Raw genomic sequence first — 24,000 nt, 5'->3', positions numbered from 1 at the left:
CGTTGCCGTCAGTTCTTGAACGGCAGGATGTGGTTGTCTTCGAAGTGGGCCCAGATGTAGTCCTGGGCCGTCAGCGCATCGTGCTTGTTCTGGGCGAACGGCTTTTCATAGGTCTTGATCAGGCCTTCCAGCCGGTCGATTCCGTAGAAGCCGTCGCGAATGGCGGTTGGATCGGTGCTGCCGGCCTTCTGGATCGCGCCGGCGATCACCATGACGCTGTCATAGGCGTTGGCGAAGCCGACCGCCGGGGTCACGTCTGCGGGCCCCTTGATATCGGGATACTTCGCCTGCAGCTCGGCGAGCACGCGCCTGCCGACCGGCGAGAGGTTGCCGAAGAAGCTGTAGGTCTGGACGAAGACGACGCTCTCGGCGCTCGGCCCGGCGAGCTCGGTGAAGCGGCCACCGGCCGGCCCCCAATGCGACACGATCGGCGGCGACCAGCCCATCCGGTCGAGCGATTTCACGACCTGCGAAGATGGACCGACATTGCCGACCAGGAACAGCGAATCGGCGCCGGCCTGCTTGAGCCGGGACAATTGCGCGACGACGTCGACATCGTTCGCCTCGAACTTCTCGACACCCGCCGGCTCGATACCGGCCGCCTTCAGCGCGGCGCGCAGGCCGTGCTCGTTCGATTCGCCCCAGGGATTGTTGACGAGGATGAGACCCGGCTTCTTGGCTGCGAAAGTCTTGCCGGCGAACGCAACGATCGCCTTGTCGACCTCGTCGTCCATTGCCGAGACGCGGAACACATAGTTGGACGCGGCGCCGTTCTGCGTGATGTTGGTTCCGGCGGCCCACGGCACCACGAACGGCATCTTGACGTTGTTGACGAACGGCACGATCGCAAGCTGGACCGGCGTATCGAGACCACCGAGCAGCACCGCGACCTTTTCGCGCTGGATCAATTCGCGCGCGGCGGTCAGCCCCTTCGCGGGATTGCTTTCATCGTCACGGCGCACCAGCTCAAGCGGACGGCCGAGCACGCCCCCTTTCGCGTTGATGTCCTCGATCGCGATCGTGGCGCCGCGGGTCAAAGCTTCGCCGGCGCGCGCCGACTGCCCGGACAGCGCCGTGACCAAGCCGATCTTGATCGGTTCGGCGGCCAGCGCTCGCTCCGCAAATGGCAGAGAGCCGATGAGAATGGCGAGCGCGCCCTGCAAGACAACGCGGCGGCGCAACCCGGTAATGGGGGTACAAGCGTAGTTCATTTCTGCAATTCCTCCCGCTCCGACGGCTCCCCAGCCGTCTCTGGTCCGCTTGCCGCTGTCTCCGCGGCCTTGACGGAAGTAAAAACTTTCTTCACAAATTGACGAATGTCAAGCGGCCGATCGCGCGCCGCGTGGAGATTGCGATGCAGCGGGAGATGGGAGCGGAACCGGAACGAGCCAATCCACGTGGCGTTTTCGGCGATGCAACATGCGCGCAAGCGCCGAATCCGGCGCGCGGTCTCCGCTCTCACGACCGCTATCGCTACAGCGCGATCACGCGCCGTCCCGACGTAAGAACCTGGAGATCTTGATTGACCGCCATCGACACCCTCTTTCAAAACGCGCGGCTGGCCGATGGCCAACTTGTCGACATCGCCGTCGGCGGCGGCAAGATCGTGGCGATCGCGTCGTCCCCGCAAAGTTACGGCACAGTCGGCACAACCCGCGACCTTGGCCGACGCCTGGTGCTCCCGGGCATGGTCGAGGGTCATATCCATCTGGACAAATGCTTCATCGGCGATGACTGGAAGCCGCACCGGCCCTGCACCGCCGGCTTCAGCGTGCGCGAGCGCGTCAAGTTCGAGAAGGAAGCCCTCGCCGGCGCCAGGCCGATCGCAGTTCGCGCGGCGGCCCTGATCGACCTTTGTGTCTCGCAAGGCACGTCTCACATGCGCAGCCATGTCGATGTCGACGCCGAGGTCGGCCTGCGGCATTTCGAACCGATCGCCGCCGCGCGGGAGGCGCACCGGGAGAAGGTTTCAATCCAGATCGTGGCGTTTCCGCAGAGCGGCATCCTGACATCGCCCGGAACCGCCAGCTTGCTTGAGGAAGCCGTTCGCGCCGGCGCTGATCTGGTCGGCGGACTTGACCCCGCAGGCCATGACGGTGACGTCGCCGGCCATCTTGACGTCATCTTTGGCATCGCCGAGCGGCATGGTGTCGGCATCGACATTCACCTGCACGACGGTGGCCTGCAGGGCATCGCGGAGATCGAGGAAATCGCGCGACGGACCAAAGCGTCGGGCCTTGGCGGCAAGGTCACGATCAGTCATGCCTACGCGCTCGGCGAAGTGGCTGTTGACGTGGTTCGACGTACCGCGCAGCAGCTTGCCGAGGCCGGCGTCGCCATTCTCACCAATGCCCCGGGCGCGCGCCTGTTTCCGCCTGTGTTGCTGCTGCGCGATGCCGGTGTCACCGTGTTCTCCGGCAATGACAACATCCGCGATTCCTGGTGGCCCTATGGCGACGGCGACCTGCTCGAACGTGCAATGATGGTGGGCTACCGCTCCGGGTTCAACACGGACGATCAATTGGCCGCGGCCTTTGACATGGTGACGACCAACGCGGCGCGCGCGCTCGGCCTCAGGGATTACGGCCTCACCGTCGGAGGTGCGGCGGATTTCGTCGTGCTGGATGCCCGGCATGTCCAGGAAGCTGTGGTTGCCCGTCCCAAGCCCCGCGATGTCTACAAGGCCGGCCGGCTCGTCGCACAGGGCGGCGTGATGATTGGGGCCAGCGCCCAGAAGCAGTGAACATGGAGGAATCGCCCTTGACGAACAGTCGCAATGCCGATCTCAATCCCAGCTGCTTGCGCCGGGAACCGGTCCGCTGCGCCATGTGGCCTGATGCGGATATGCCTTGCGTGAATGCCCGAGTCCACGCAAGGTTGACGCCGTGACAGAGACGACAGCACAGACCAGCTCCACCCGCAGCGCCGCACGCGGAAGGCGGCCTCGCGACTCCGCGCTCACCAAGGAGGCGATCCTGCGCGCGGCGACCTTCGAGTTCTGCCACAACGGCCTCGGCGGCGCGCGCGTGGAGGCCATCGCGCAGCGCGCCAAGGCCAACATGCGCCTGCTATACGCCTATTTCGGCGACAAGAACGGGCTCTACATCGCGGTCCTCGAGGACGTCTACACCGAAATTCGCGCGGCCGAACAGCAGCTGAAGCTGGACGATCTCGAGCCGATCGCCGCGATGAGCGAGCTGATCGATTTCACCTTCACGTTTTTCGGCCAGCACCAGAACTACATCGCACTGATCAACACCGAGAACCTTCAACGCGGGCGCAACATGCGCAAGTCGCGCAAGATCGCCGATCTCACCTTGCCGCTGGTTGCAAGCATCGAAAGCATTCTGCGGCGCGGCGTGGCAGCGGGCCTGTTTCGCGGGGACGTTGACCCGATCCAGCTCTATGTCTCAATCACTGCGATGAGCTATTTTCACGTCTCCAATCGCTACACGCTGTCGGCGATGTTCGACAAGGACCTCGGCGCTTCGGACTGGCTTTCGCTACGCCGCGAGCATGCGCAGGACATGATCCTGACCTGGCTGACGGCGACCGTCGGGGAAAGCAAGCACAAGCCTGCGGGATCGAAGACGACCGCGCGCCTCGGCAAGCCATCCCGCTAGGGGGCGCGCCGCACGAAACGGTTTCGTGCGGCTCATGCGCTGGCAATGCCCCTCAGCGGGTCGCAACGACGCCGTCGCTGCGAGGATCGCTGGCCCCTTCCATCAGGCCGTCCGGATGCCAAACGATCGCGCCGGCGTGTCCCATGAACTCCTCAAACGGGCCGGCCACCTGAATGTCGTGGCCGAGTGCGCGTAGCCGATCGATGATCGCGGGATCGAAACGGGATTCGATCTTCAGGTTGTTATTTTCCTCGCCCCAGGTGCGACCGAGCAGCCAGCGGGGCGCCGTGATCGCGGACTGCAGCTCCTGGCCGTGCATTGCGTAACGGCTGAAGATGGCGGCCTGGGTCTGCGGCTGCCCTTCGCCACCCATCGTGCCGTACGATATCAGCCGTCCGTCGGCGAGCTCGGCCATCGCCGGCTGGATCGTATGAAACGGCAGGCGCCCCGGATCCAACCTGTTGGCATCGGTCTCGCCGAGGCTGAAGCTGGTTCCGCGGTTTTGCCAGGTGACTCCGCTCTCGGGGAGGATGACGCCCGAACCAAACTCCCAGTAGACGCTCTGAATGAAGCTGACGCTGAGCCCGCTGCGATCGGTCGCCGCGAGCCACACCGTGTCGCCCTGCTTGGACGGATCAGGCCACGGCGCGGCGCGGCTGTTTGATACTTTCTCGTGAAGCGCGTTCAGCGACTCCTCCGACAGGAACTCGGTGGCCGGACGCTCCATGTAGTCCGGATCGGTCACGTAGCCGTTGCGAATGCGGAACGCAGCCTTGGTGCACTCGACGAGCCTGTGCAGATGATCGACACCATCGGCCTCCTCAGCCATGCGCCTGGCATAGAGCGCCAGGATCAAGAGCGAGGCCAGCCCCTGCGTCGGCGGCGGCATGTTGAAGATCTTGTGTCCGGACACCTCGACCGAGAGCGGCGTCACCAGCGATGCCTGATGCCGCTCCAGATCAGCCAGCCGCAGCGGGCTCCCCACCCGCTCGAGGTCGGCCGCCATCGAGCGCGCCAGTTCGCCGCGATAGAAGTCAGCCAAGCCGGCCTTGGCCAGTCGCCGCAACGTCTCGGCGACACGCGGCTGCCGCAACCGCGCACCGACCGCGAGCGGGCTGCCTTGCGGCAGATAGACCTCGGCATAGCCGGGCACGTTCTCGAGTTCATGCCGCTTCTTGCCGATATTTTCATGCAACGTGCCGGTGACCGCGACGCCTTCCTCGGCATGCCCGATTGCAGGCTCCAGCAGCCGCGCCAGCGGCAACCGACCGCCATGACGATCGCGGCTGAGTTCATAGGCCTTCTGCCAACCGTCGACGGTGCCGGCGACGGTGAGCGCCGCCAGCGGGCCGCGGCCCGGAATGCTGCTGCAACCCCGCTCGCGATACCAGGTGCGATCGGCCGCCATCGCAGAACGTCCGCAAGCCTGAATCCCGACCGGCATCGAACCGGCGCGGCCGACGAGCCAGAAGCTGTCGCCACCGAGGCCGTTCATGTGGGGATAGACCACGGCGATCGTCGCGGCCGCGGCGATCATGGCCTCAATGGCATTGCCACCTTCCGACAACACCGCGAGTCCAGCCTGCGCCGCAAGGTGGTGCGGCGCAGTCACCATGCCGCCATAGCTTCGTTTTGTCTGCAACATCAGCCCTTCTCCAAGCACGGTATGTAATAATATTTTTACTTACCGTGTCAAGGAGCCAGCGATCCCTCTTGGGGATTTGGGCGCCGGGCCTCGATATCGTCACCAAGGCCGGCCGAAGTCCGGCACCACGAATGTTGCATGAATCTCAGGCAGAAGCGACCTCGTGGCCCGCCATGACTTCCAGCGCTCTCAGAATTGCCGAATGGTCCCAGGCTTTGCCGCCGAGGGCGGTACAGGAATTGAACAGCTGCTGGGCTGCGGCGGTGCCAGGCAGCGACAGCCCGAGTGCCCGCGCGCCCTCAAGCGCCAGGTTGAGGTCCTTCTGATGCAGCTCGATGCGAAAGCCCGGATCGAAATTGCGCTTCAGCATGCGATCGCCGTGCACCTCGAGGATCCGGGACGACGCAAAGCCGCCCATCAACGCCTGCCGCACCAGCGCCGGATTGGCGCCCGCCTTCGAGGCGAACAGCAAGGCCTCGCTCACCGCCTCGATGGTCAGCGCCACGATGATCTGGTTCGCAACCTTGGTGGTCTGGCCGTCGCCGTTGCCGCCGACATGCGTGACATTCTTGCCCATCGTTTCAAACAGCGGCTTCATCGCGTTGAACGCCCGCTCCCGCCCGCCGACCATGATGGTCAGGCTAGCCGCCTTTGCGCCAACCTCGCCGCCGGAAACCGGCGCATCGAGATAGTCGGCCCCGAGCGCATCGATCTTCCGTGCAAACTCCTTCGTCGCCAGCGGCGAGATCGAGCTCATATCCGCCACGATCATGCCTTTGGAGACCCCCTCCGCGACGCCGTTCTTACCGAACAGCACGGCTTCCACATGCGGCGTATCCGGCACCATGATGATCACGGCGTCCGCCTCCTGCGCAACCTGCTTGCCGGACTCGCAAGCAATGCCGCCGCTCGCGATCAATTCGGGCGGCAGAGGTGCAACGTCGTGCAGGAACAGGCGATAGCCGGCAGCCAGGAGATGGCCGGCCATCGGACGTCCCATGGTGCCGAGCCCGATGAATCCGATGTCTTTCATGTGATGATGCTCCTGTCAGCTTGATCAAGTCTCGAAAGTCTGCGCTGCGTGCCAGGCGAGGCTCTCGAGCGTGGTCGTCCGCGGCTTGTATTCGCATCCGATCCAGCCGCGATATCCGATGCTGTCGAGATGCTTGAACAGATAGGGATAGTTGATCTCGCCGGTCCCCGGCTCATAACGGCCGGGATTGTCGGCGAGCTGGACATGCGCGATCCGGCCGAGATGCTTTTGCAGGGTCCGCGCCAGGTCACCTTCCATGATCTGCATGTGATAGATGTCGTACTGGATGAACAGATTGGGTGAGCCCACGTCGGAAATCAGCTGCACCGCCTGTTCCGTCCCGCTCAGGAAGAAGCCGGGAATGTCGAGCGTGTTGATCGGTTCGATCAGGAGCTTGATGCCATGCTGGGCCAGCGCGCCGGCGGCAAAGCGCAGATTGGGCACCAGTACCTCGCGCAATTCCGCCGCATCCGCGCCGGCGGGCGCGATGCCGACGAGGCAGTTCAGCTGCCGGCAATCCAGCGCCTTCGCATAGTCGATCGCGCGCACCACCCCGTCGCGGAATTCATCGACCCGATTGCGCAGGATCGCAATGCCCCGCTCGCCGGCGGCCCAATCGCCGGCGGGAAGGTTGTGCAGCACCTGGGTCAGCCCGCAGCGCGCCAACTCCTCCCGCAACTCGCTCTTCTCGAAGTCATAGGGAAACAGATACTCGACCGCATTGAAGCCGGCGGCCTTGGCAGCCGCGAACCGATCGAGGAACGGCAGCTCGTTGAAAAGCATGGTGAGGTTGGCGGCAAATTGAGGCACGGTCGTATCTCCGCTTCGGGCAGCGCTGGGTGATGTCGTCAGGCCGGCAGCAGCGTGCCGGATCGTTGCGCACTCGGGACATCATCAAGCGGAAGATCGAGCACCTCCTCGAATTCGACGATGTTGTCGATCTCCGTTCCCATCGCGATGTTGGTGACCCGTTCGAGAATGAACTCCACCACCACGGGCACCCGATGCTTGGCCATCAGCTCGCGCGCGGTCGCGAACGCGGCTTGTGCGTCGTTCGGGTCCGTCACACGGATCGCCTTGCATCCGAGCCCCTCTGCGACGGTCACGTGGTCGACGCCGTAGGCGCCGATCTCGGGTGCGTTGATGTTCTCGAACGAGAGCTGGACGTGATAATCCATATCGAAGCCGCGCTGCGCCTGCCGGATCAGCCCGAGATATGAGTTGTTCACGACGACGTGGATGTAGGGCAGATTGAACTGCGCCCCGACCGCGAGCTCCTCGATCAGGAACTGGAAGTCGTAGTCACCCGACAGCGCGACGATCTCGCGGTCGGGATCGGCGGCGCGCACACCGAGCGCAGCCGGCAGGGTCCAGCCGAGCGGACCGGCCTGCCCGGCGTTGATCCAGTTGCGCGGCTGATAGACGTTGAGGAACTGGGCGCCCGCGATCTGCGACAAGCCGATCACGGTCACGTAGCAGGTGTCGCGGCCGAACGCCTTGTTCATTTCCTCGTAGACGCGCTGCGGCTTGATCGGGATGTTGTCGAAGTGGCTCTTGCGCAGCATCGAACGCTTGCGGTCGCGACAGGCGGCAGGCCACGCCTGCCGATCACGCAGCTTCCCCGATTTCCGCCACTCCTTTGCCACGCTCACGAACAGTTCCAGCGCGGCCTTCGCATCCGACACGATACCGAGGTCCGGATTGAAAACCCGCCCGATCTGCGTCGGCTCGATGTCGACATGGACGAATTTGCGACCCTTCGTGTAGGTCTCGATCGAACCGGTGTGTCGGTTGGCCCAGCGGTTGCCGATGCCGAGCACGAAATCGGATTCGAGCATCGTGGCGTTGGCGTAGCGATGGCTGGTCTGCAAGCCGACCATGCCGGCCATCAGCGCGTGATCATCGGGAATGGCGCCCCATGCCATCAGCGTCGGGACGACCGGAACATTGACCGCTTCGGCGAAGGCGACCAGGAGCTCGGATGCATCGGCGTTGATCACGCCGCCGCCGGCCACGATCAGCGGCCGCTCGGCGGCATTGAGCATCTCAAGCGCCTTCTCGACCTGCTTGCGGGTCGCCGTCGGCTTGTAGACCGGCAGCGGCGAATAGGTCTCGTCGTCGAACTCGATCTCGGCCAGTTGCACGTCGAGCGGAAGATCGATCAGCACCGGTCCCGGCCGCCCCGACCGCATGACGTGGAAAGCCTGGCTGAACACGCGCGGCACCAGCGCCGGCTCGCGCACGGTGACCGCCCATTTCGTCACCGGCTTGGCGATCGCCTCGATGTCGACCGCCTGAAAATCTTCCTTGTAGAGCCGCGCCCGCGGCGCCTGACCGGTGATGCAGAGGATCGGAATCGAATCCGCGATCGCCGAGTAGAGGCCGGTGATCATATCGGTTCCGGCGGGGCCCGATGTGCCGATGCAAACGCCGATATTGCCGGCTTTCGCCCTGGTATAGCCTTCCGCCATGTGCGAGGCACCTTCGACGTGCCGCGCCAGAACATGCCGGATCGAGCCGTTGCGTTTCAGTGCGGAGTAAAGCGGATTGATCGCGGCGCCGGGAACGCCAAAAGCGCAAGTGATCCCCTCGCGTTCCAGTATGCGCACTGCCGCATCTATCGCTCGCATCTTCATCTGATGATCCCGCTTCGCTATGAGTTGGCCTGACTGGGATCATCAGGCCCGCGATCATCGATCTCAACGCAATCGATCAGATTTTCCGCGCTGTGGCAGCGCTGGCGATTTCTTGCATGTCTCCAAGTGATTAGTGCCCACGAAAGCGTGGAAACCGGCAACGACGAGAACGGCAGAAGGCGTTGCGCCTGCTACGGTTGCGTGCGGCTGCTGCCGCGAAGCTCTGCCGAGAGCTCAGCTGCGATCTGGTGCACGATGGCGCCGATCTCCGGCAAGCGACCATCCGTCAGACGATCCGCCATCCCCGATACCGACACCGCGGCGAACGGCTCGCTGCAATCGTTGAAGACGACTGCGGCCACGCAGCGCAGGCCGAGCCGCGCCTCTTCATCGTCCACCGCATAGCCCTGGCGTCGCACGGTCTCCAATTCCCTGAACAACTCGCCCGGCCGAATGATCGACTTCTCCGTCAGGCGCGGCATGCCACGACGGCGGATAATCGCATTGATGTCGTCATCGGAATACGCGGCCAGCACCGCCTTCCCCACGCCCGAGGCGATCAACGCGACGCGTCCGCCGACCTTGGTCAGCGAACGCATGATCTCCCGGCTTTCGATGCGGGATACGACGATGATGGAATCGTCATCGACCACCGCCAGATTGGCCGTTTCCCTGGTCTGGTCGCGCAGCTTGCGCAGATACGGCAATGCCCGCGCGGAAAAATTGCGCCGGCGCATGAAGGTCGAACCGACCACGAAGCTTTGCGCGCCGATGTGCCATTTGGACTCCTCGCGGTCGAACTGCACGAACCGGCGGTTCTCCAGCGTCGTCAGTAGCCGATGAGCCGTCGACGGCGGCAGGCCGATGCGGATCGCAAGATCTGTCAGCCGATAGCCTTCGTCATCCTCGGCAAGCGCTTCCAGGATTTGCAGCGCGCGATCGACAGATTGAACGCCGCCGTCTCGCGAGTCCTGATCCGGCTGCGCGCGAGAATCGGGATCGGACGGCTTGCGGCGGATCGGCTCTCTTTTCATCACGACCTGACCCTAACCAGTTGTGGTTCGGAACGAAATCGCTCGCCGTGGGCGGGCGCCAGTTTTGGCATATGGCATGCCAATAGCACCAGGAGTCAAGGCGACACTACTGGCGAATAGGTCAGCATTTTTGCCACTTCTCTTGCGAAATGTTTCGATTCTTTTGTTTGACTTCTGGGATAATGTATACCACAATTGATTCTTAACAACCCAACCGGGAGGACATGCCATGTATGTCGGGGACATCCTTCGCACCAACAGTGCGCACGTGGTGACGATCGGCTCGAGCGAAACCGTGAGCATTGCAGCGAACCTGATGTACGCGAGCAATGTCGGCGCACTCGTGGTCAGGAACGTCTCGCGCAGCGTCGACGCCACCGTGGTCGGAATGTTCAGCGAGCGCGATGTCGTCGCTGTGATCGCCGAGCGCGGCACCGGTGGTCTTGCCGCGAAGGTCGCGCAATTCATTTCGCCGCGGCCGCTGGTGTCTTGCAATTCGCAGGACGCGCTCACCGATGTCGAGCGTCTGATGGTTCGTCACGACATCCGGCACATGCCCGTCATCGACAACGGCCGGCTCGTCGGCGTCGTGAGCATGCGGGACATCGGCCTTGCCTTGGAGGACGCCGCCTGCGCGGCCTGACAGATTTTCCCAAGGCCATTGCCACGCAACCCGGTTCGAGCCGCTGCGGCTCATGCTGAGTCCCTACTCTGCCCGAGAGGATTTCATGAAGATCTGCATCTACGGCGCCGGTGCTATCGGCGGCTATCTCGGTGTCGAATTGATGCGCGCAGGCGCCGATGTCAGCCTGGTCGCACGAGGTGCGCATCTCGCCGCGATGCGACAGAACGGCTTGAAGCTCCTGATCGGCGACGAGGAGCGCGTGGTGCATCCCCGCTGCACCGATAACCCCGCCGAACTCGGCGAGCAGGATTTCGTCATCATCTGCCTCAAGGCGCATTCGATCACTGGCGTCATCGAACCGATGCGGCCGCTGCTGGGTGAGCGGACCCGCATCGTCACCGCCGTCAACGGCATTCCCTACTGGTATTTCTACAAGCATGGCGGGCGGCACGAAGGATCGGCGCTCGAGAGCATCGATCCCGGCGGGCGGCAGTGGAGCGAGCTCGATCCCGCGCGCGCCATCGGCTGCGTGGTCTATCCCGCCACCGAAATCGAGGCGCCCGGCGTCATCCGCCACGTCTACGGTAACAGCTTTCCGCTCGGCGAGCCCTCCGGCGAGATCACACCTGATGTCGAGCGCCTTTCCGCCCTGTTCGCAGCGGCGGGCATGAAGGCGCCGGTCCACGAACGCATCCGCGACGAGATCTGGCTCAAGCTGTGGGGCAATGTCTGCTTCAACCCGATCAGCGCCCTCACCCACGCGACCCTCGACGTGATCTGCAGCAATCCCGGCACGCGCGCGCTGTCCAGAGCGATCATGCTGGAGGCTCAGGCGATCGCGGAAAGCTTTGGCGTCAAGTTTCGGGTCGACGTCGAACGCCGCATCGAGGGCGCACGCAAGGTCGGCGCGCACAAGACCTCGATGCTGCAGGATCTCGAACGCGGACGTCCCGTCGAGATCGATCCGCTGGTCACCGTGGTGCAGGAGATGGGTCGGATGACCGGAATTGCGACGCCCGCGCTCGACGCGGTGCTGGCGCTGGTCGCGCAGCGCACCAGGCTGGCAGGCCTCTATGACGGGTCGGCCGGTGCCGCCGAAGCACAATCGCTTGCGGTGGCGTGATCGCGATGGGCAATGTGACACGCTGGGTCCGCTTCCGCCACCGTGCCGAAATCGGCTTCGGGCAACTCACCCCATCCGGCATCTCCGTGCACGCAGGAGAGATGTTCGGCGACGCACGACCGACCGGACGAACGCTGGCGCTTGACGGTGTCGAGCTGCTCGCCCCGACCCAACCGAGCAAGATCATCGCGCTCTGGAACAATTTTCACGCACTTGCGGCCAAGCTGAAATCGCCTGAGCCGGCCGAACCGTTGTACCTCTTGAAAGCACCGACCAGCGTGACCGCGCCCGGTGCCGTCATCAGGCGCCCTCAGGGCTACGACGGCAAGACGACCTACGAAGGCGAGCTCGGCATCGTCATCGGCAAGAGCTGCGCGGCCGTCGCGCCCGAACAGGCCGACGCCTTCATCTTCGGGTATACCTGCACCAACGACGTCACCGCCGCGGACATCCTCAATCGCGATCCGACCTTCCCGCAATGGGCGCGGGCCAAGGGCTGCGACGGATATGGCCCCTTCGGTCCCGTCATCGCCTCGGGCCTCGATCCCGCAAGTCTCGTGGTGCGCACCATCCTCAATGGCGAGGAACGTCAGAACTACCCGATTGCCGACATGATCTTCAGTGCCCAGGTGCTGGTCAGCAAGATCTCACACGACATGACGTTGTTGCCGGGCGACCTCATCTGCTGCGGGACATCGATCGGCGTCGGGGTGATGAAACAGCCCGTCAATACGGTCACCGTCGCGATCGACGGAATCGGCGAGTTGACCAACGAATTTCGACAGTAGGCGGGGCTTCAGCACATCTCGGCCAACGATCGGAATCGTCTGCATGACCGAGACACGGCCGGGTCACCGCAAATAGTCTTGCGAATTCAACGACTCAACCCACCTTCCCCGATCGGATTGAGCATGAGCGCGTACACCTTGAGTTAGCCGAAACTGCACACGATTGTGCCGTTCTGACCCCGCGGCGCACAGGAAGTAGTGCGTGTATCGCGCAGCACCAGCACGGCCCATTAAGCATTTTGGGGTGTCGTGTAGATTGCTCGTGATCGGTGCCACCAGGAATGACACAAACCATTTTCCGTTATTTGGCTTGGACTTTGATCCTGGGCCTCTTCATCGTCACCGATACAACGCTGGCATTCCGTCCCCACACGTTGATATCGCCGAACATCGATCGTTTTGTGGCCCTGTTCGTTGTCGGTGCCGTATTTTCGTTCGCATATCCGAAGCACGTTCTGCCGATCCTGCTTACACTTCTAGCTGTGGTCGTCGGCTTCGAACTCCTTCAAAGGCTGCTCGCCGGCAGGCATGGATACGTGAAGGACATGTTCGTCAAAGGCATCGGCGCTTGTGCAGGCGTTTTTGCCGCAGTTGCCTTGGGGCGTGCGTTTTCGGCGATGTCCGGGCGTACCGATCAAGGTAACTCGTGACGACCCGCGCCGCCTTACCTCGCGCTCGCGGCAGCGATCACCATTTCAACGCCGCCGTGCGCACCGGCGCGTCCCACAATGCGGACGTCTCGGCATCGAGCAGGCTCACCGTGAGCGAGCAGCCGGCCATGTCGAGCGAGGTGACGTAGCTGCCGACCAGCGAGCGGGCGATGCGGAGGCCGCGCTGCTCGAGCATACGGCGCGCGGCATTGTACATCAGATAGAGCTCGATCGTCGGCGTGCCGCCGAAGCCGTTGACCAGCAACAGGGCCTCGGAGCCGACGGGCGCAGCGAGGTCGTCTGCGATGGCGGTCGTCATTTCCGATGCGATGGCGTCGGCGGCTTCGAGCTTGACGCGGCGGCGGCCTGGTTCGCCGTGGATGCCGACGCCCATCTCCATCTCGTCCTCGCCGAGCGCGAAGGTCGGCGTGCCCGCGGCAGGTACCGTGCAGCTGGTCAGCGCCACGCCCATCGAACGCGTCCGCGCGTTGACGAGTTCGCCGAGTGCGACGCAGGTCTTGAGATCGGCGCCCTTCTCGGCGGCCGCACCGACGATCTTCTCGACGATCAAGGTGCCGGCAACGCCGCGGCGCCCGATGCTGTAGGTGGATTTCTCGACCGCGACGTCGTCATCGGTCACGATGGTGGCGGTGCGGCCTTCGGCGATCTCAGCCGCCATCTCGAAATTCATGCGGTCGCCGGCATAGTTCTTGACGATGAACAGCACGCCGGCATCGCCCGCGACCGCCTGCGCGGCCTCAACGATCTGGTCGGGCGTCGGCGAGGTGAACACCTGTCCGGGACAGGCGGCGTCCAGCATGCCGTAGCCGACGAACCCGGCATGCAGCGGTTCATGCCCGCTGCCGCCGCCCGAGACCAGCGCGACCTTCTTGCGGTTCAGCTCGCGGCGACGAACGAATTTACGCTCGGCGCCCAGCACGACCAGATCGGCATGCGCGGCCGCGAAGCCGTCGAGGCTCTCGCCGAGCACGTTGTCGACCGCATTGATGAACTTCTTCATGGTGTCCTCCCCGCTTCGTCTGTTCGGCGTTTTCGCCTATTTTTCCCGCATGATGCCAATCAGGCGCCGTGTGAACTCCTGGAGCAGCGTGTCGAGCTCGGCATTGCGCTTGGCACTGCCGAGATCCGGCAGGTGCAGCGTCAGCGTCCGCTCATGCGATCCCTCGCTCAGCCGGCCGACGCGGCGCGGATGCGCGCGGGCATAGGCACGCAGGAAGGCGGTCTTCGCCTGCGGCGGGAAGTGGCAGACATCGAAGATCGTGTTGAGATGCTGCACCGGGATCGGCACCGGATAGGCCGGATTGCTGATCTGGCTGACGAAGCTGCGGTTCTTGCCCATGGCGTGGGCCAGTCGCAGCCGCATGCCGGACGGGCGGCTCTCCAGCACTTCCTTGAAGATGCGCTTGTAGACCGCAACCGCGCCGGCTTCGGGCGCTTCATCGGCCGCCGTGTCAGCCAACACCGCCTCCGCTGCTCAGCCGGTCGATGGTCTGCTTGATCTGCGCCAGCGCCGAGGCGTTCACCGACAATTCGCGCAGACCGCAGTTCAGCAGTGCCGGAAGACAGCGCGGATCGCCGGCCATGTCGCCGCACAGGCTGACGCTGATGCCGGCGCGGCGGCCGTGCTCTGCGGTCCGCGCGATCAGCTCAAGCACTGCGGGATGCAGCGGGTCCATCAGGGGGGCGAGAGCTCCGTTGGAACGATCGCAGGCCAGCACATATTGCGCGAGATCGTTCGAGCCGATCGACAAGAAGGAGGCCTTGAAGCTCGCAACCGCCAGGGCCGCCGCCGGGACTTCGACCATGATTCCCAGTTCGGGAAGCATCGCGGCAATGCCGTCCACCTGCAAGCGCTGCACGATGCCGGCGAACAGCTTCCGTCCCGCCTCGAGCTCGTCGGCCGAGGTCACCATCGGGAACATGACCTTGAGATTGCCGCGCACCGCGGCGCGGGCCAGCGCGCAAAGCTGGACGGCAAAAATCTCCGGCCGCGCCAGACAGAGCCGCAGGCCGCGCACACCGAGGAATGGATTGGCCTCGCCGTCCAGTGTGAAGCCGGGCACCGGCTTGTCGCCACCGGCATCGAAGGTGCGGATGGTGACGGGCCGCTGGCCGGCCCAGCGCAACACCGCGTCATAGGCCTGGAATTGGGTCTCCTCATCCGGCAGGTCGCTCCGCCCGCTGAGCAGGAATTCCGTCCGCATCAGGCCGATGCCGTCGGCATATTGCGCATCCGCATGATCGAGGTCGTCGACGCGCTGGATATTGATCAGGAGCTTGACGTGCTCGCCGCGCCACGAGGCCGTCGGCCGCCGCAGGATCGCGCGCGCGGATGCCCTGCTTTTGCGATGGCTTTCGCGCCGCTTCTCGAAGATGCGCACCTGCTCGGCGCTCGGATCGAGCTCCAGCGTCGCGCCTTCGCCGTCGAGCAGCGCAGTGGCGCCGGCATCCGGAATGGCGCCGAGCTGCACGACCATCGGGATGCCGCGCGCACGCGCCAGCATCGCGACATGGCTGGTCGGACTGCCGTGCAGCAGCGCCAGCCCGCCGCCGCCGGACCAGTCGATCTCCAGGAAACGCGACGGCGGCAGATCGTCGGCACAGACGACACCGCCACTTGGGATCTTCAGCGGCTCACCCGCGTCGCCGCGCAGGATGTGGACCACGCGGTCGCGCAGATCCGCAAGGTCCGACGAGCGGGCCTGCAGATACTCATCCTCCGCCGAATTGTACGCCGCGATCTGCTCGTCGAGCGTCGCGCGCCACGCGACGTCGGCCGGACGCCCCTCGCCGATCGACGCGAAGATCGCCTCGATCAGATCCTCATCTTCCAGCAACGCAACCTGGAATTCGAGGATCTGCGCGGCTTCACCGCCGGCGCTGGCGGCAAGATCGGCGATCTGCCCGCTTGCGAGATCGATCGCCTTGCGCAGCGCGAGCGCCTCCTCGACCAGCGTGCCGGCCACCCGCTCGCCACCCGCGCCCGCGTCGACGCGGACCAGCGGACCATGGGCAAAGCCGATCGAGGCGGTCCTGCCGCGGTAAGCCAGTCCTGCAGCGCCGCCCTGCATGCTAGCCCGCTCCATCCGGAAAATCGCTGGCGACCAGATCGACCAGCGCGGCAACGGCCGCCTCGGCATCGCTGCCCGACGCCTTGATCTCGATCGTGCTGCCGTGCGCGGCGCGCATCGCCATGATCTTGGCCACGCTCTTGGCATTGATCCACTCGGGCGCACCGGCGACCCGCACCGAGATCTGAGCCTGGAACTTCTTGGCGAGCTTGGTCAGCTTGACCGCCGGGCGCGCGTGCATGCCTACCGCGTGCACCAGTCGTACGCTGCCGGTGAATATCTGTCCGTCCGCTTTATCAAGCATACTCATCATCCATCATCACTTCGCCGACATCTCAATCGGCAGAGAGTTCCTCGGCCACGGCCTTGACCTGAGCCAGCGAGCTGCCGCCCGCCGCCTCGGTCGCCGCCATCACAGCGCCCTCGACGATCGGCGCGTTGCAGACGACAACGAGATCGCGCCGCGCAGGCTCCAGCATCTCGACCGCCATTTCACTGTTGGTCTCGGCGCCGCCGAGATCGACCAGCACCGCGACCCCCTTGGGGGACCAGGCGGCATTGATGGCGTCGATGATCAGCGGCACGCTGGTGCCCAATCCTCCGTCGGGATTGCCGCCGCAGAAGGCCACCTTGACCTCGCTCCCGACCATCTGCCGCACCATGTCGGCAGTTCCCTTGGCTATGTCGCTGGAATGCGAAACGATCACGATCCCCACGGTCTCGGTCATGCGCGCGCTCCAGGCCCGCGCACACCGCATGCACCAGCACGCAGCTCGACCGCGCGCCGGGATCGACATGTCCAACGCTGCGCGCGCCGAGGAACGACGCGCGCCCCTTGGTGGCCTGCATCGGCGCGGTCCGTTCGACCGCTTCGGTCGCCGTGCTGCGCACCCGCGCGATCAGATCCGGCTGGCCGGCCGACGTCTTCAACGTCTCCAGCACGGGAACAAGCACATCCAGCATCGTCTTCTCGCCAACCTGCGAGCGGCCGCGCGCGCTCACCGCGTTCACGGCACTGCCGAAGACGTCAGCGAGATCATCTGGCAGGTCCTTGTCGTGCGAGAGCGCCTCGCCCGCGGCGAGAAAGAAGCTGCCATAAAGCGGCCCGGAGGCACCGCCGACCGTCATCACCAGGGTCTTGCCGATCATCTTGAACGCTTCGTCGAGCGGCTGTGCCGAGATGGCATCGAGCTTGCCGAGCACGGCTTCGCAACCGCGCTTCATGTTGGTCCCGTGGTCACCGTCGCCGATCGCCTGGTCGAGGCTCGTCAGCTCCGGCGCGCTGGCAATGACCTGCTCTGCGGCCGCCTTGACCAACGACTTGAATGTCTCTGATGGCACCGACATCTCTTCGATCCTCTCGCCCCTCTAATGAACCGCCGCGGCAATGCGCTGCCCCGCACGGTCGAAACACAACGGATGCACCAGATGCAAGTCGACCTCCTGGCCGGCCTGCAACGGCTGATGCGGATCGGCCAGTGTCACCAGCGTCTCGCCCTTATAGTCCAGATGAATATGATTCTGCTCGCCGAGGTGCTCGACCCGGTGCACACGACCGACCATCTGCCCGCCATTGCGCGCGGCAAGCTGAAGATGCTCGGTGCGAATGCCGACCGTCTCGGTTCCCGACGGCATTGCTACATCCGAAAGCAGGTGTGCCGGCAGGAAATTGATCTGCGGCGTCCCGAGCCGCGAGGCGACATAGCTGCTCGACGGGCTTTCGTAGATCTCCCGCGGCGTGCCGAGCTGAAGTAACTGGCCGTCTTTGATCACGCCGATGCGCGAGGCCATCGTCATCGCCTCGACCTGATCGTGGGTGACATAGAGAATAGTCGCGCCGAGCTCGATCTGGATCCGCTTGAGCTCGAGCCGAAGCTCGCTGCGGAGCTTTGCGTCGAGCGAGGAAAGCGGCTCGTCCATCAGATAGATCGAGGGATCGCGGACCAGGGCACGGCCGATCGCCACGCGCTGCATCTCACCGCCGGACAGCCGGGTGGCGCGGTTGTTCAGCTTGCTCGCGATATGCAGCAGCTCGGCGGTCTGCTCGACGCGCTTGCGGATAATCGGCTCCGCCACCCGCCGCGCCGGCGAGCGCAGCGGAAATGCCAGATTGTCGTAGACCGTCAGATGCGGATACAGCGAGTACTGCTGGAACACGAAGGCGATATCGCGCGATCCGGGCGCATCGTGCGTCACGTCGCGCCCGTCGATCATGACAGAGCCCGCATCAGGGGTCTCCAATCCGGTGATCAGCCGCAGTGCCGTGGTCTTGCCGGCGCCGCTCGGTCCGAGCAGCACCAGGAACTCGCCGTCGCTCACCGTCAGCGAGAGGTCGCGGACCGCGTCCACCGCGCCGAAGCGCTTGGTGACGTTGCGCAGGGTGACGTCAGCCATGGCGCGGGCCCTCCCCATTGGCGGTCCGGATCGCAAGCCCGCTGCCGATGTCGAACAGCGCCAACCGCTCGGCGTTGAATTCGAGACCGATGTTTTCACCGATCCGCACCGATGCGCTTGAAGACAACCGCGCCGCGACCCGTCCATAGGCGGTGTCGACGGTGACGATCTGGGTGGTGCCGAGATATTCCGCGCCGAACACCTCGCCGCGAACGGCGCCGGTGTCGGCGAAGCGGATATGCTCCGGACGGACGCCGAGCGCCAGCGGCGCGTTGGCACGGTCCTCGCGGATCTCCGGCACCGCAAGCCTGGTGTCGTGGAAGCTGACCGCGCGATCGCCGGATCGCAGGCCGCCCTCGAAGCGCAGGAAGTTCATCGGCGGCGAGCCGATGAAGTCGGCGACGAACATGCTTGCGGGCCGGTCGTAGACCTCCTGCGGCGTGCCGATCTGCTCGACGCGCCCCCTGTTCATGACGGCGATCTGGTCGGCCATCGACATCGCCTCGAGCTGGTCATGAGTGACGTAGACTGTGGTCGCCTTGATGCGATCGTGCAGGTCGCGCAGCTCACCGCACATCAGATGGCGGAATTCGGCGTCCAGCGCGCCCAGCGGCTCGTCCATCAGGAACGCCTTCGGCCGCCGCACCATGGCGCGCCCGAGCGCGACGCGCTGCCGGTCGCCGCCCGAGAGCTTCGAGGTCTTGCTCGACAGCAGATGCTCGATCCGCAACATCCGCGCGGTCTCCTGCACCCGCTCGCGGATCTCGCGCCGGCCCATGCCTTGGCACTTCAGGGGGAAGCCGATGTTCTCCCCGACATTCATATGCGGATAGAGTGCGAACAGCTGGAAGACGAAAGCGATATCGCGCGCGGCAGCGCGGTGGAACGTGACGTCCTCGCCATCGAGCAGGATCTTGCCTTCAGTCGGCAGCTCGAGGCCGGCGATCATGCGCAAGGTGGTGGTCTTGCCGCAGCCGGAGGGCCCGAGCATTGCAAAGAACGTCCCGTCGTCGATCGTGAAGGTCGAACCTTCCACCGCGGTGAACTGATCGAACGACTTGCGCAGGTTTTCGATACGGATCTGTGCCATGGCCCTATTCCGGAAAATGGCTGACGATGACGAAGCCGACCGTGCCGGCAAGGATCGTCACGAAGGAGTAGCTGTAGAGATCGATCGACCAGGGCTGCACCAGCATGACGATGCCGCCTCCGATCAGGGTCATCGCGACGGCCTCCCACGGCCCGCGACGGAACCAGCGCGCTACACTACCTTTGGCAACCACAGACCCGCTCATTTGCGCACCGCTCCGAAGGTGATGCCGCGCAGCAGATGCTTGCGCAACAGCACCGTGAACATGACGATCGGGACGACGAACAGCGTGGTCGCGGCCGCGACCGCCGGCCAATCCTGCCCTCCCTCACCGATGATGAAGGGGATGAAGGGTGGCATGGTCTGGGCCTCACCGCTGGTCAGCAGCACCGCGAAGGCGTACTCGTTCCAGGAGAAGATCAGGCAGAAGATCGCGGTCGCCGCAATTCCCGTGACGGCCTGCGGCAACACCACCTTGCGCAACGCTTGCAGCCGCGTATAGCCGTCGACCAGGGCCGCCTCCTCATACTCGCGCGGGATCTCGTCGATGAAGCCCTTGAGCAGCCAGACCGCGAGCGAGACGTTCACGGCGGTGTAGAGCAGGATCATGCCGAGCCGCGTGTCGGTCAGGTTGAGCTGCCGGTACATCAAATAGATCGGGATCGCCACGGCGACGGGCGGCATCATGCGCGTCGACAGGATGAAGAACAGCAGATCGTCCGCCAGAGGTATGCGGAAGCGCGAGAACGCGTAGGCCGCAAGCGTACCGAGGAAGACCGCCAGGAAGGTCGAGCCGAAGCCGATGATCAGCGAGTTGACGAAGCGCGGCACGACCTTGGACGGCCCGGCGATGACCATGTCGCGCTGCCGGACCAGCTTGTCGTACCAGGTCTGCGGCGGCGGCAGCTTGGCGATGAAGTCCGGCGTCTGGCGCGTGCGCACCGTGAACAGGTTCACGTAGCCTTCGAGGGTCGGCTCGAAGATCACCTTGGGCGGATAGGCGATGGCATCGCTCTGCGACTTGAAGGCGGTGGCGACGATCCACAGCAGCGGCAGGATCGTGATCACGGCATAGAGGATGACGAGACCGCTGGCGAACGCCTTGGCGCGCGGCGAGGCTTCGACGATGGAATGCGCGGTGGATTTGGTGGCGGCAGCGGTCATCGTTGCTTCACCTTGTTGAGCGTCTTGACGTAGATGTTGGCGGCGCCGAACACGGTCACGAACAGGATGATGGCAAGCGCCGAAGAATAGCCGGTGCGCCACTTCTCGAACGCCGCGCGCTTCAGCGAGATCGAGACCAGCTCGGTGGTCGAGCCCGGACCGCCCGAGGTCAGGAGGTTGACCATGTCGAACATCTTGAAATTCTCGATGGCGCGGAACAGCACCGCGAGCATCAGGAACGGCACCGTCATCGGCAGCGTGATCGACCAGAATTGCCGCCATGCCGAGGCACGATCGACCTCCGCGGCCTCATAGATGTAATCCGGGATCGAGCGCAGCCCGGCGAGGCAGATCAGCATGACATAGGGCGCCCACATCCAGGTATCGACCAGCACGATGGTCCAGGGCGCGAGCGACACCTGCCCGGTCATGCTGAACGAGCTCGGCGGCACACCGGTGAACAGGCTGATCAGATAATTGAACGGCCCGATCTGCGGCTGCAGCAGCAGCGTCCAGAAATTGCCGACCACCGCCGGCGACAGCATCATCGGCAGCAGGATGATCGTGGTCCAGAAGCTGTGGCCGCGAAACTGACGGTTGATCAGGAGCGCCAGGCCGAAGCCCACGACCACCTGCAACGCCACCGACGAGATCACGAACTGCGCCGTGGTCTGCAGCCGGAACCAGACGTCCTCGTCGGAGAGGATGTCCCTGAAATTGTCGAGGCCAACGAACCGCAGCGGCAGATAGGACATGCTGAGGTTGAGGTTGGTGAAGGACAGCCGGATCATCCAGATCAACGGAAAGATGTTGATGGCAAGCAGCAGCGCGATCGTCGGCGCGACGAACAGCCAGGCAATGGTCCGGTCCGACAGACCGTGGACGCGCCGGGCAGCGCGGGATTTGGCAGGCTTGCTCACGCCTCGGATCGTAGCATGATCGGGTTGCAGGATCGTCGTCATCGTGTCCATCGGCTGGGCTGGTTCGGCCTCCCCGAGGCAGCCCTCGGGGAAGCCAGTTCAGGTGGAGTACGGGCGCCGTCTATTGCGAGGCGACTTCCTTGCCCTGCTCCTTGAACACCTTGGTCCAATCCTTGACCAGGAGATCGAGCGCCTGCTGTGCCGTGCCCTTGTCGGCAACGACGTAGTCATGCACCCGCTTCTGCATGTCGAGCAGCAGCTGAGCGTAGGACGGCTCGGCCCAGAAGTCCTTGACGATGCCCATCGACTCCAGGAATTGCGGCGCGAACGCCGCGCTCTTGGGGAAGTCGGGCGCGTCGACCACGGCCTTGAGGGCGGAGTAGCCGCCGATCTGCCACCACTTCTGCTGCACGGCCGGCTGCGCGAACCACTTGATGTAGGCGAGCGCGTCGTCCTTGTGGTCGGAGGTCGCCACCACCGAGATGCCCTGCCCGCCGAGCTGCGTGAAATGCCCCTTCGGACCGGCCGGATTGACGAAGAATCCGATCTTGTCGCCGCCGACATTCGGATCCTTGTAGAGGCCGGGGAAGAAGGCGAACCAGTTCATCTGCATCGCGACCTGGCCGGACTTGAAGGCATCAAGTCCTTCCTGCATGTAGGCGTTGGTCATGCCCGGCGCGGTGCAGCACTTGTAGAGCTCCTTGTAGAACTCGAGCCCCTTGGCTGCGTCGGCCGAGTTGACGATGCCCTGCATCTGGTACGGCTTCTTCGGATTGTCGTAGGCGAAGCCGTAATTGTAGAGCACGTTGGTCACGCCCATCGTGATCCCCTCCGAGCCGCGCTCGGTGAAGATGTAGGCGCCATAGACCTTCTTGCCGTCGATCTCGTGGCCCTGAAAGAACTCGCCGATCTGCTTCAGCTCGTCATAGGTCTTCGGCGGCGCCAGGTCGCGGCCGTACTTGGCCTTGAACGCGGATTGGATCTCGGGCCGCGCGAACCAGTCCTTGCGGTAGGTCCAGCCCACCGCATCGGCCATGGCCGGCAGCGCCCAATAGTTCGGCGTGTTCTTCGGCCACTGCGAGTAGCCGACGACGGTCGCCGGGACGAAGTCGTCCATCGAGATCTTCTCCTTATCGAAGAAGTCGTTGAGCTTGACGTACCACTTGTTCTCGGCGGCGCCGCCGATCCACTGGCTGTCGCCGATGATCAGGTCGCAGAGCTTGCCGTGGGAATTCAGCTCGTTGAGGAAGCGATCGGCGTAGCTCGTCCAGGGGACGAACTCGTATTTCATCTCGATGCCGGATTGCTTGGTGAAGTCCTTGCCCAGCTCGACCAGCGCGTTGGCAGGATCCCAAGCCGCCCAGCAAAGTGTCAGCTGCTTGCCTTGCGCTGCGGCTTGCCCGCCGCCGAGCCCCCCGAGGGCTGCGGCCGCAACAACCGCGGACGCCGCCGTACTGCGTAACCATCCCAATCTTCGCATATCCATTTCCTCCCTATCGTTGAAGCACCTAACCCGCTCGACGCATCCTTGCCGGATTGACGCCGAGGATTTCGAAAACGAGTTGATGAGCGATGATGGAGGGCGAAACAAAGCGCTTCCGGACATTGCAGTCCGGATGGCTGGGCTCCTCCCACACATCTGCTCGATGCGCGATGTTTATCGTTTTTGTAATACTAAACGTATTACTAAATTCGGGAGGCCGTCAAGGCGGTTTCTCGCGGGCCCCAAAGAAAGGCTCGCCACGCTCGCCGGCACGAACGTATCCACCGCAGTGCAGCGATGGGGACTCGCGGACTTCCACCGGGCGACGATCGCCGCGCGGATCATCGCAGACGGCAAGTAGGCCGAATTTGCTGTACCGCAGCAGAATCTTATCGCAGTCGCGCCGCGGCACGAAAGGCTGCCGCGTCAGGCCTCCGACTGCGACGAATCGGATTGCAGCTCAGACTCTGTCTTGACGGCCGCGCCTGGCAGCGCGACCCGGCGCTACGCCGATAACGAAAAACACCAGGCTTGGCCCGGCACCCGTGTTTAATAAATCATTTTACTGAACGTTCATTGCATCGCAACGTGAAACAAGTTGCACGATGCCGTCGATGCCGCTTCATAGCGGCAGAACCCGACACGCGTGCCCGAAGCGAGCGCCTACGGACAATTCGAAGCCGCATCGAATCCTGAACCG

General features: G+C 64.2%; 23 protein-coding genes and 1 pseudogene. 6 read left to right on the top strand and 18 right to left on the bottom strand.

Annotated elements, in window-relative coordinates; translation table 11 throughout:
- Positions 1-8: 8 nt before the first annotated feature.
- The gene (locus tag H8A95_RS02970) at positions 9-1,211 is read right to left on the bottom strand and encodes an ABC transporter substrate-binding protein (RefSeq protein WP_163152809.1); all 1,203 of its coding nucleotides are present in this window, start codon (positions 1,209-1,211) and stop codon (positions 9-11) included.
- Between the two features lie 311 nt (positions 1,212-1,522).
- Here H8A95_RS02970 and H8A95_RS02965 point away from each other — a divergent pair, with 311 nt between their 5' ends.
- Complete coding sequence (locus tag H8A95_RS02965; protein WP_229181725.1) at positions 1,523-2,743, top strand: amidohydrolase family protein; 1,221 nt, start codon at positions 1,523-1,525, stop codon at positions 2,741-2,743.
- A 142-nt stretch (positions 2,744-2,885) separates the two neighbouring features.
- Positions 2,886-3,623 (top strand): TetR/AcrR family transcriptional regulator, encoded by a 738-nt coding sequence (locus H8A95_RS02960; RefSeq protein ID WP_229181724.1) that lies wholly within the window; start codon positions 2,886-2,888, stop codon positions 3,621-3,623.
- A 52-nt stretch (positions 3,624-3,675) separates the two neighbouring features.
- Here H8A95_RS02960 and H8A95_RS02955 read toward each other — a convergent pair whose 3' ends face one another.
- From H8A95_RS02955 to H8A95_RS02935, 5 genes are all read right to left on the bottom strand, one after another.
- Positions 3,676-5,268, bottom strand: a complete 1,593-nt coding sequence (locus tag H8A95_RS02955) for a gamma-glutamyltransferase family protein (RefSeq protein ID WP_229181722.1) — start codon at positions 5,266-5,268, stop codon at positions 3,676-3,678.
- A gap of 145 nt (positions 5,269-5,413) precedes the next feature.
- Positions 5,414-6,301: a 2-hydroxy-3-oxopropionate reductase gene (locus tag H8A95_RS02950; RefSeq protein ID WP_229181721.1), complete on the bottom strand. Its 888-nt coding sequence runs from the start codon at positions 6,299-6,301 to the stop codon at positions 5,414-5,416.
- A gap of 24 nt (positions 6,302-6,325) precedes the next feature.
- Positions 6,326-7,111, bottom strand: coding sequence for a hydroxypyruvate isomerase (gene hyi, locus H8A95_RS02945; protein WP_229181720.1), 786 nt, complete (start codon positions 7,109-7,111; stop codon positions 6,326-6,328).
- A 38-nt stretch (positions 7,112-7,149) separates the two neighbouring features.
- The gene (gcl, locus tag H8A95_RS02940) at positions 7,150-8,937 is read right to left on the bottom strand and encodes a glyoxylate carboligase (protein WP_229181719.1); all 1,788 of its coding nucleotides are present in this window, start codon (positions 8,935-8,937) and stop codon (positions 7,150-7,152) included.
- A 191-nt stretch (positions 8,938-9,128) separates the two neighbouring features.
- Positions 9,129-9,971: an IclR family transcriptional regulator gene (locus H8A95_RS02935; protein ID WP_163152816.1), complete on the bottom strand. Its 843-nt coding sequence runs from the start codon at positions 9,969-9,971 to the stop codon at positions 9,129-9,131.
- Between the two features lie 229 nt (positions 9,972-10,200).
- Here H8A95_RS02935 and H8A95_RS02930 point away from each other — a divergent pair, with 229 nt between their 5' ends.
- The 4 genes from H8A95_RS02930 (at position 10,201) to H8A95_RS02915 (ending at position 13,157) form a co-directional block, all read left to right on the top strand.
- On the top strand, positions 10,201-10,614 hold the full coding sequence (locus H8A95_RS02930; RefSeq protein WP_229181718.1) for a CBS domain-containing protein: 414 nt from the start codon (positions 10,201-10,203) through the stop codon (positions 10,612-10,614).
- 85 nt (positions 10,615-10,699) lie between these two features.
- Positions 10,700-11,719, top strand: a complete 1,020-nt coding sequence (locus H8A95_RS02925; protein ID WP_229181717.1) for a 2-dehydropantoate 2-reductase — start codon at positions 10,700-10,702, stop codon at positions 11,717-11,719.
- A gap of 5 nt (positions 11,720-11,724) precedes the next feature.
- Positions 11,725-12,507 (top strand): fumarylacetoacetate hydrolase family protein, encoded by a 783-nt coding sequence (locus tag H8A95_RS02920; protein ID WP_229181716.1) that lies wholly within the window; start codon positions 11,725-11,727, stop codon positions 12,505-12,507.
- Between the two features lie 281 nt (positions 12,508-12,788).
- On the top strand, positions 12,789-13,157 hold the full coding sequence (locus H8A95_RS02915; RefSeq protein WP_229181715.1) for a VanZ family protein: 369 nt from the start codon (positions 12,789-12,791) through the stop codon (positions 13,155-13,157).
- A gap of 37 nt (positions 13,158-13,194) precedes the next feature.
- On the opposite strand, the gene dhaK is transcribed toward H8A95_RS02915, so the two are convergent.
- From dhaK to H8A95_RS02855, 12 genes and pseudogenes are all read right to left on the bottom strand, one after another.
- Positions 13,195-14,178 (bottom strand): dihydroxyacetone kinase subunit DhaK, encoded by a 984-nt coding sequence (dhaK, locus tag H8A95_RS02910; RefSeq protein WP_229181714.1) that lies wholly within the window; start codon positions 14,176-14,178, stop codon positions 13,195-13,197.
- A gap of 36 nt (positions 14,179-14,214) precedes the next feature.
- On the bottom strand, positions 14,215-14,640 hold the full coding sequence (locus H8A95_RS02905) for a hypothetical protein (RefSeq protein WP_420839320.1): 426 nt from the start codon (positions 14,638-14,640) through the stop codon (positions 14,215-14,217).
- Positions 14,630-16,249 carry a phosphoenolpyruvate--protein phosphotransferase gene (gene ptsP / locus H8A95_RS02900; protein ID WP_229181713.1) on the bottom strand — a complete coding sequence of 540 codons (1,620 nt, stop codon included), beginning with the start codon at positions 16,247-16,249 and terminating at the stop codon, positions 14,630-14,632. Before ptsP ends, H8A95_RS02905 begins: the two co-directional genes overlap by 11 nt.
- 1 nt (position 16,250) lies before the next feature.
- Positions 16,251-16,553, bottom strand: coding sequence for an HPr family phosphocarrier protein (locus H8A95_RS02895; RefSeq protein WP_229181712.1), 303 nt, complete (start codon positions 16,551-16,553; stop codon positions 16,251-16,253).
- 31 nt (positions 16,554-16,584) lie between these two features.
- Positions 16,585-16,977 carry a dihydroxyacetone kinase phosphoryl donor subunit DhaM gene (gene dhaM / locus H8A95_RS02890; RefSeq protein WP_021076445.1) on the bottom strand — a complete coding sequence of 131 codons (393 nt, stop codon included), beginning with the start codon at positions 16,975-16,977 and terminating at the stop codon, positions 16,585-16,587.
- Positions 16,978-16,984: 7 nt separating this feature from the next.
- Positions 16,985-17,596: pseudogene (gene dhaL, locus H8A95_RS02885) on the bottom strand (dihydroxyacetone kinase subunit DhaL); the annotation flags it as partial.
- Positions 17,597-17,617: 21 nt separating this feature from the next.
- Complete coding sequence (locus tag H8A95_RS02880; protein WP_229181711.1) at positions 17,618-18,643, bottom strand: ABC transporter ATP-binding protein; 1,026 nt, start codon at positions 18,641-18,643, stop codon at positions 17,618-17,620.
- Positions 18,636-19,733 carry an ABC transporter ATP-binding protein gene (locus H8A95_RS02875; protein ID WP_229181710.1) on the bottom strand — a complete coding sequence of 366 codons (1,098 nt, stop codon included), beginning with the start codon at positions 19,731-19,733 and terminating at the stop codon, positions 18,636-18,638. The genes H8A95_RS02880 and H8A95_RS02875 overlap by 8 nt, the downstream gene beginning before the upstream one ends.
- A 4-nt stretch (positions 19,734-19,737) precedes the next feature.
- On the bottom strand, positions 19,738-19,866 hold the full coding sequence (locus H8A95_RS44340; RefSeq protein ID WP_420831274.1) for a hypothetical protein: 129 nt from the start codon (positions 19,864-19,866) through the stop codon (positions 19,738-19,740).
- A 68-nt stretch (positions 19,867-19,934) separates the two neighbouring features.
- On the bottom strand, positions 19,935-20,897 hold the full coding sequence (locus tag H8A95_RS02865) for a carbohydrate ABC transporter permease (protein WP_229181708.1): 963 nt from the start codon (positions 20,895-20,897) through the stop codon (positions 19,935-19,937).
- On the bottom strand, positions 20,894-21,868 hold the full coding sequence (locus H8A95_RS02860) for a carbohydrate ABC transporter permease (RefSeq protein WP_229181707.1): 975 nt from the start codon (positions 21,866-21,868) through the stop codon (positions 20,894-20,896). Before H8A95_RS02860 ends, H8A95_RS02865 begins: the two co-directional genes overlap by 4 nt.
- A 70-nt stretch (positions 21,869-21,938) precedes the next feature.
- On the bottom strand, positions 21,939-23,297 hold the full coding sequence (locus H8A95_RS02855) for an ABC transporter substrate-binding protein (protein ID WP_229181706.1): 1,359 nt from the start codon (positions 23,295-23,297) through the stop codon (positions 21,939-21,941).
- Between the last annotated feature and the right edge of the window lie 703 nt (positions 23,298-24,000).

This window comes from Bradyrhizobium oropedii (assembly GCF_020889685.1).
Lineage (GTDB): Bacteria > Pseudomonadota > Alphaproteobacteria > Rhizobiales > Xanthobacteraceae > Bradyrhizobium > Bradyrhizobium oropedii.
The sequence above is the reverse complement of the archived record's forward strand: the minus strand, read 5'-3'. Positions and strand labels throughout refer to the sequence as shown.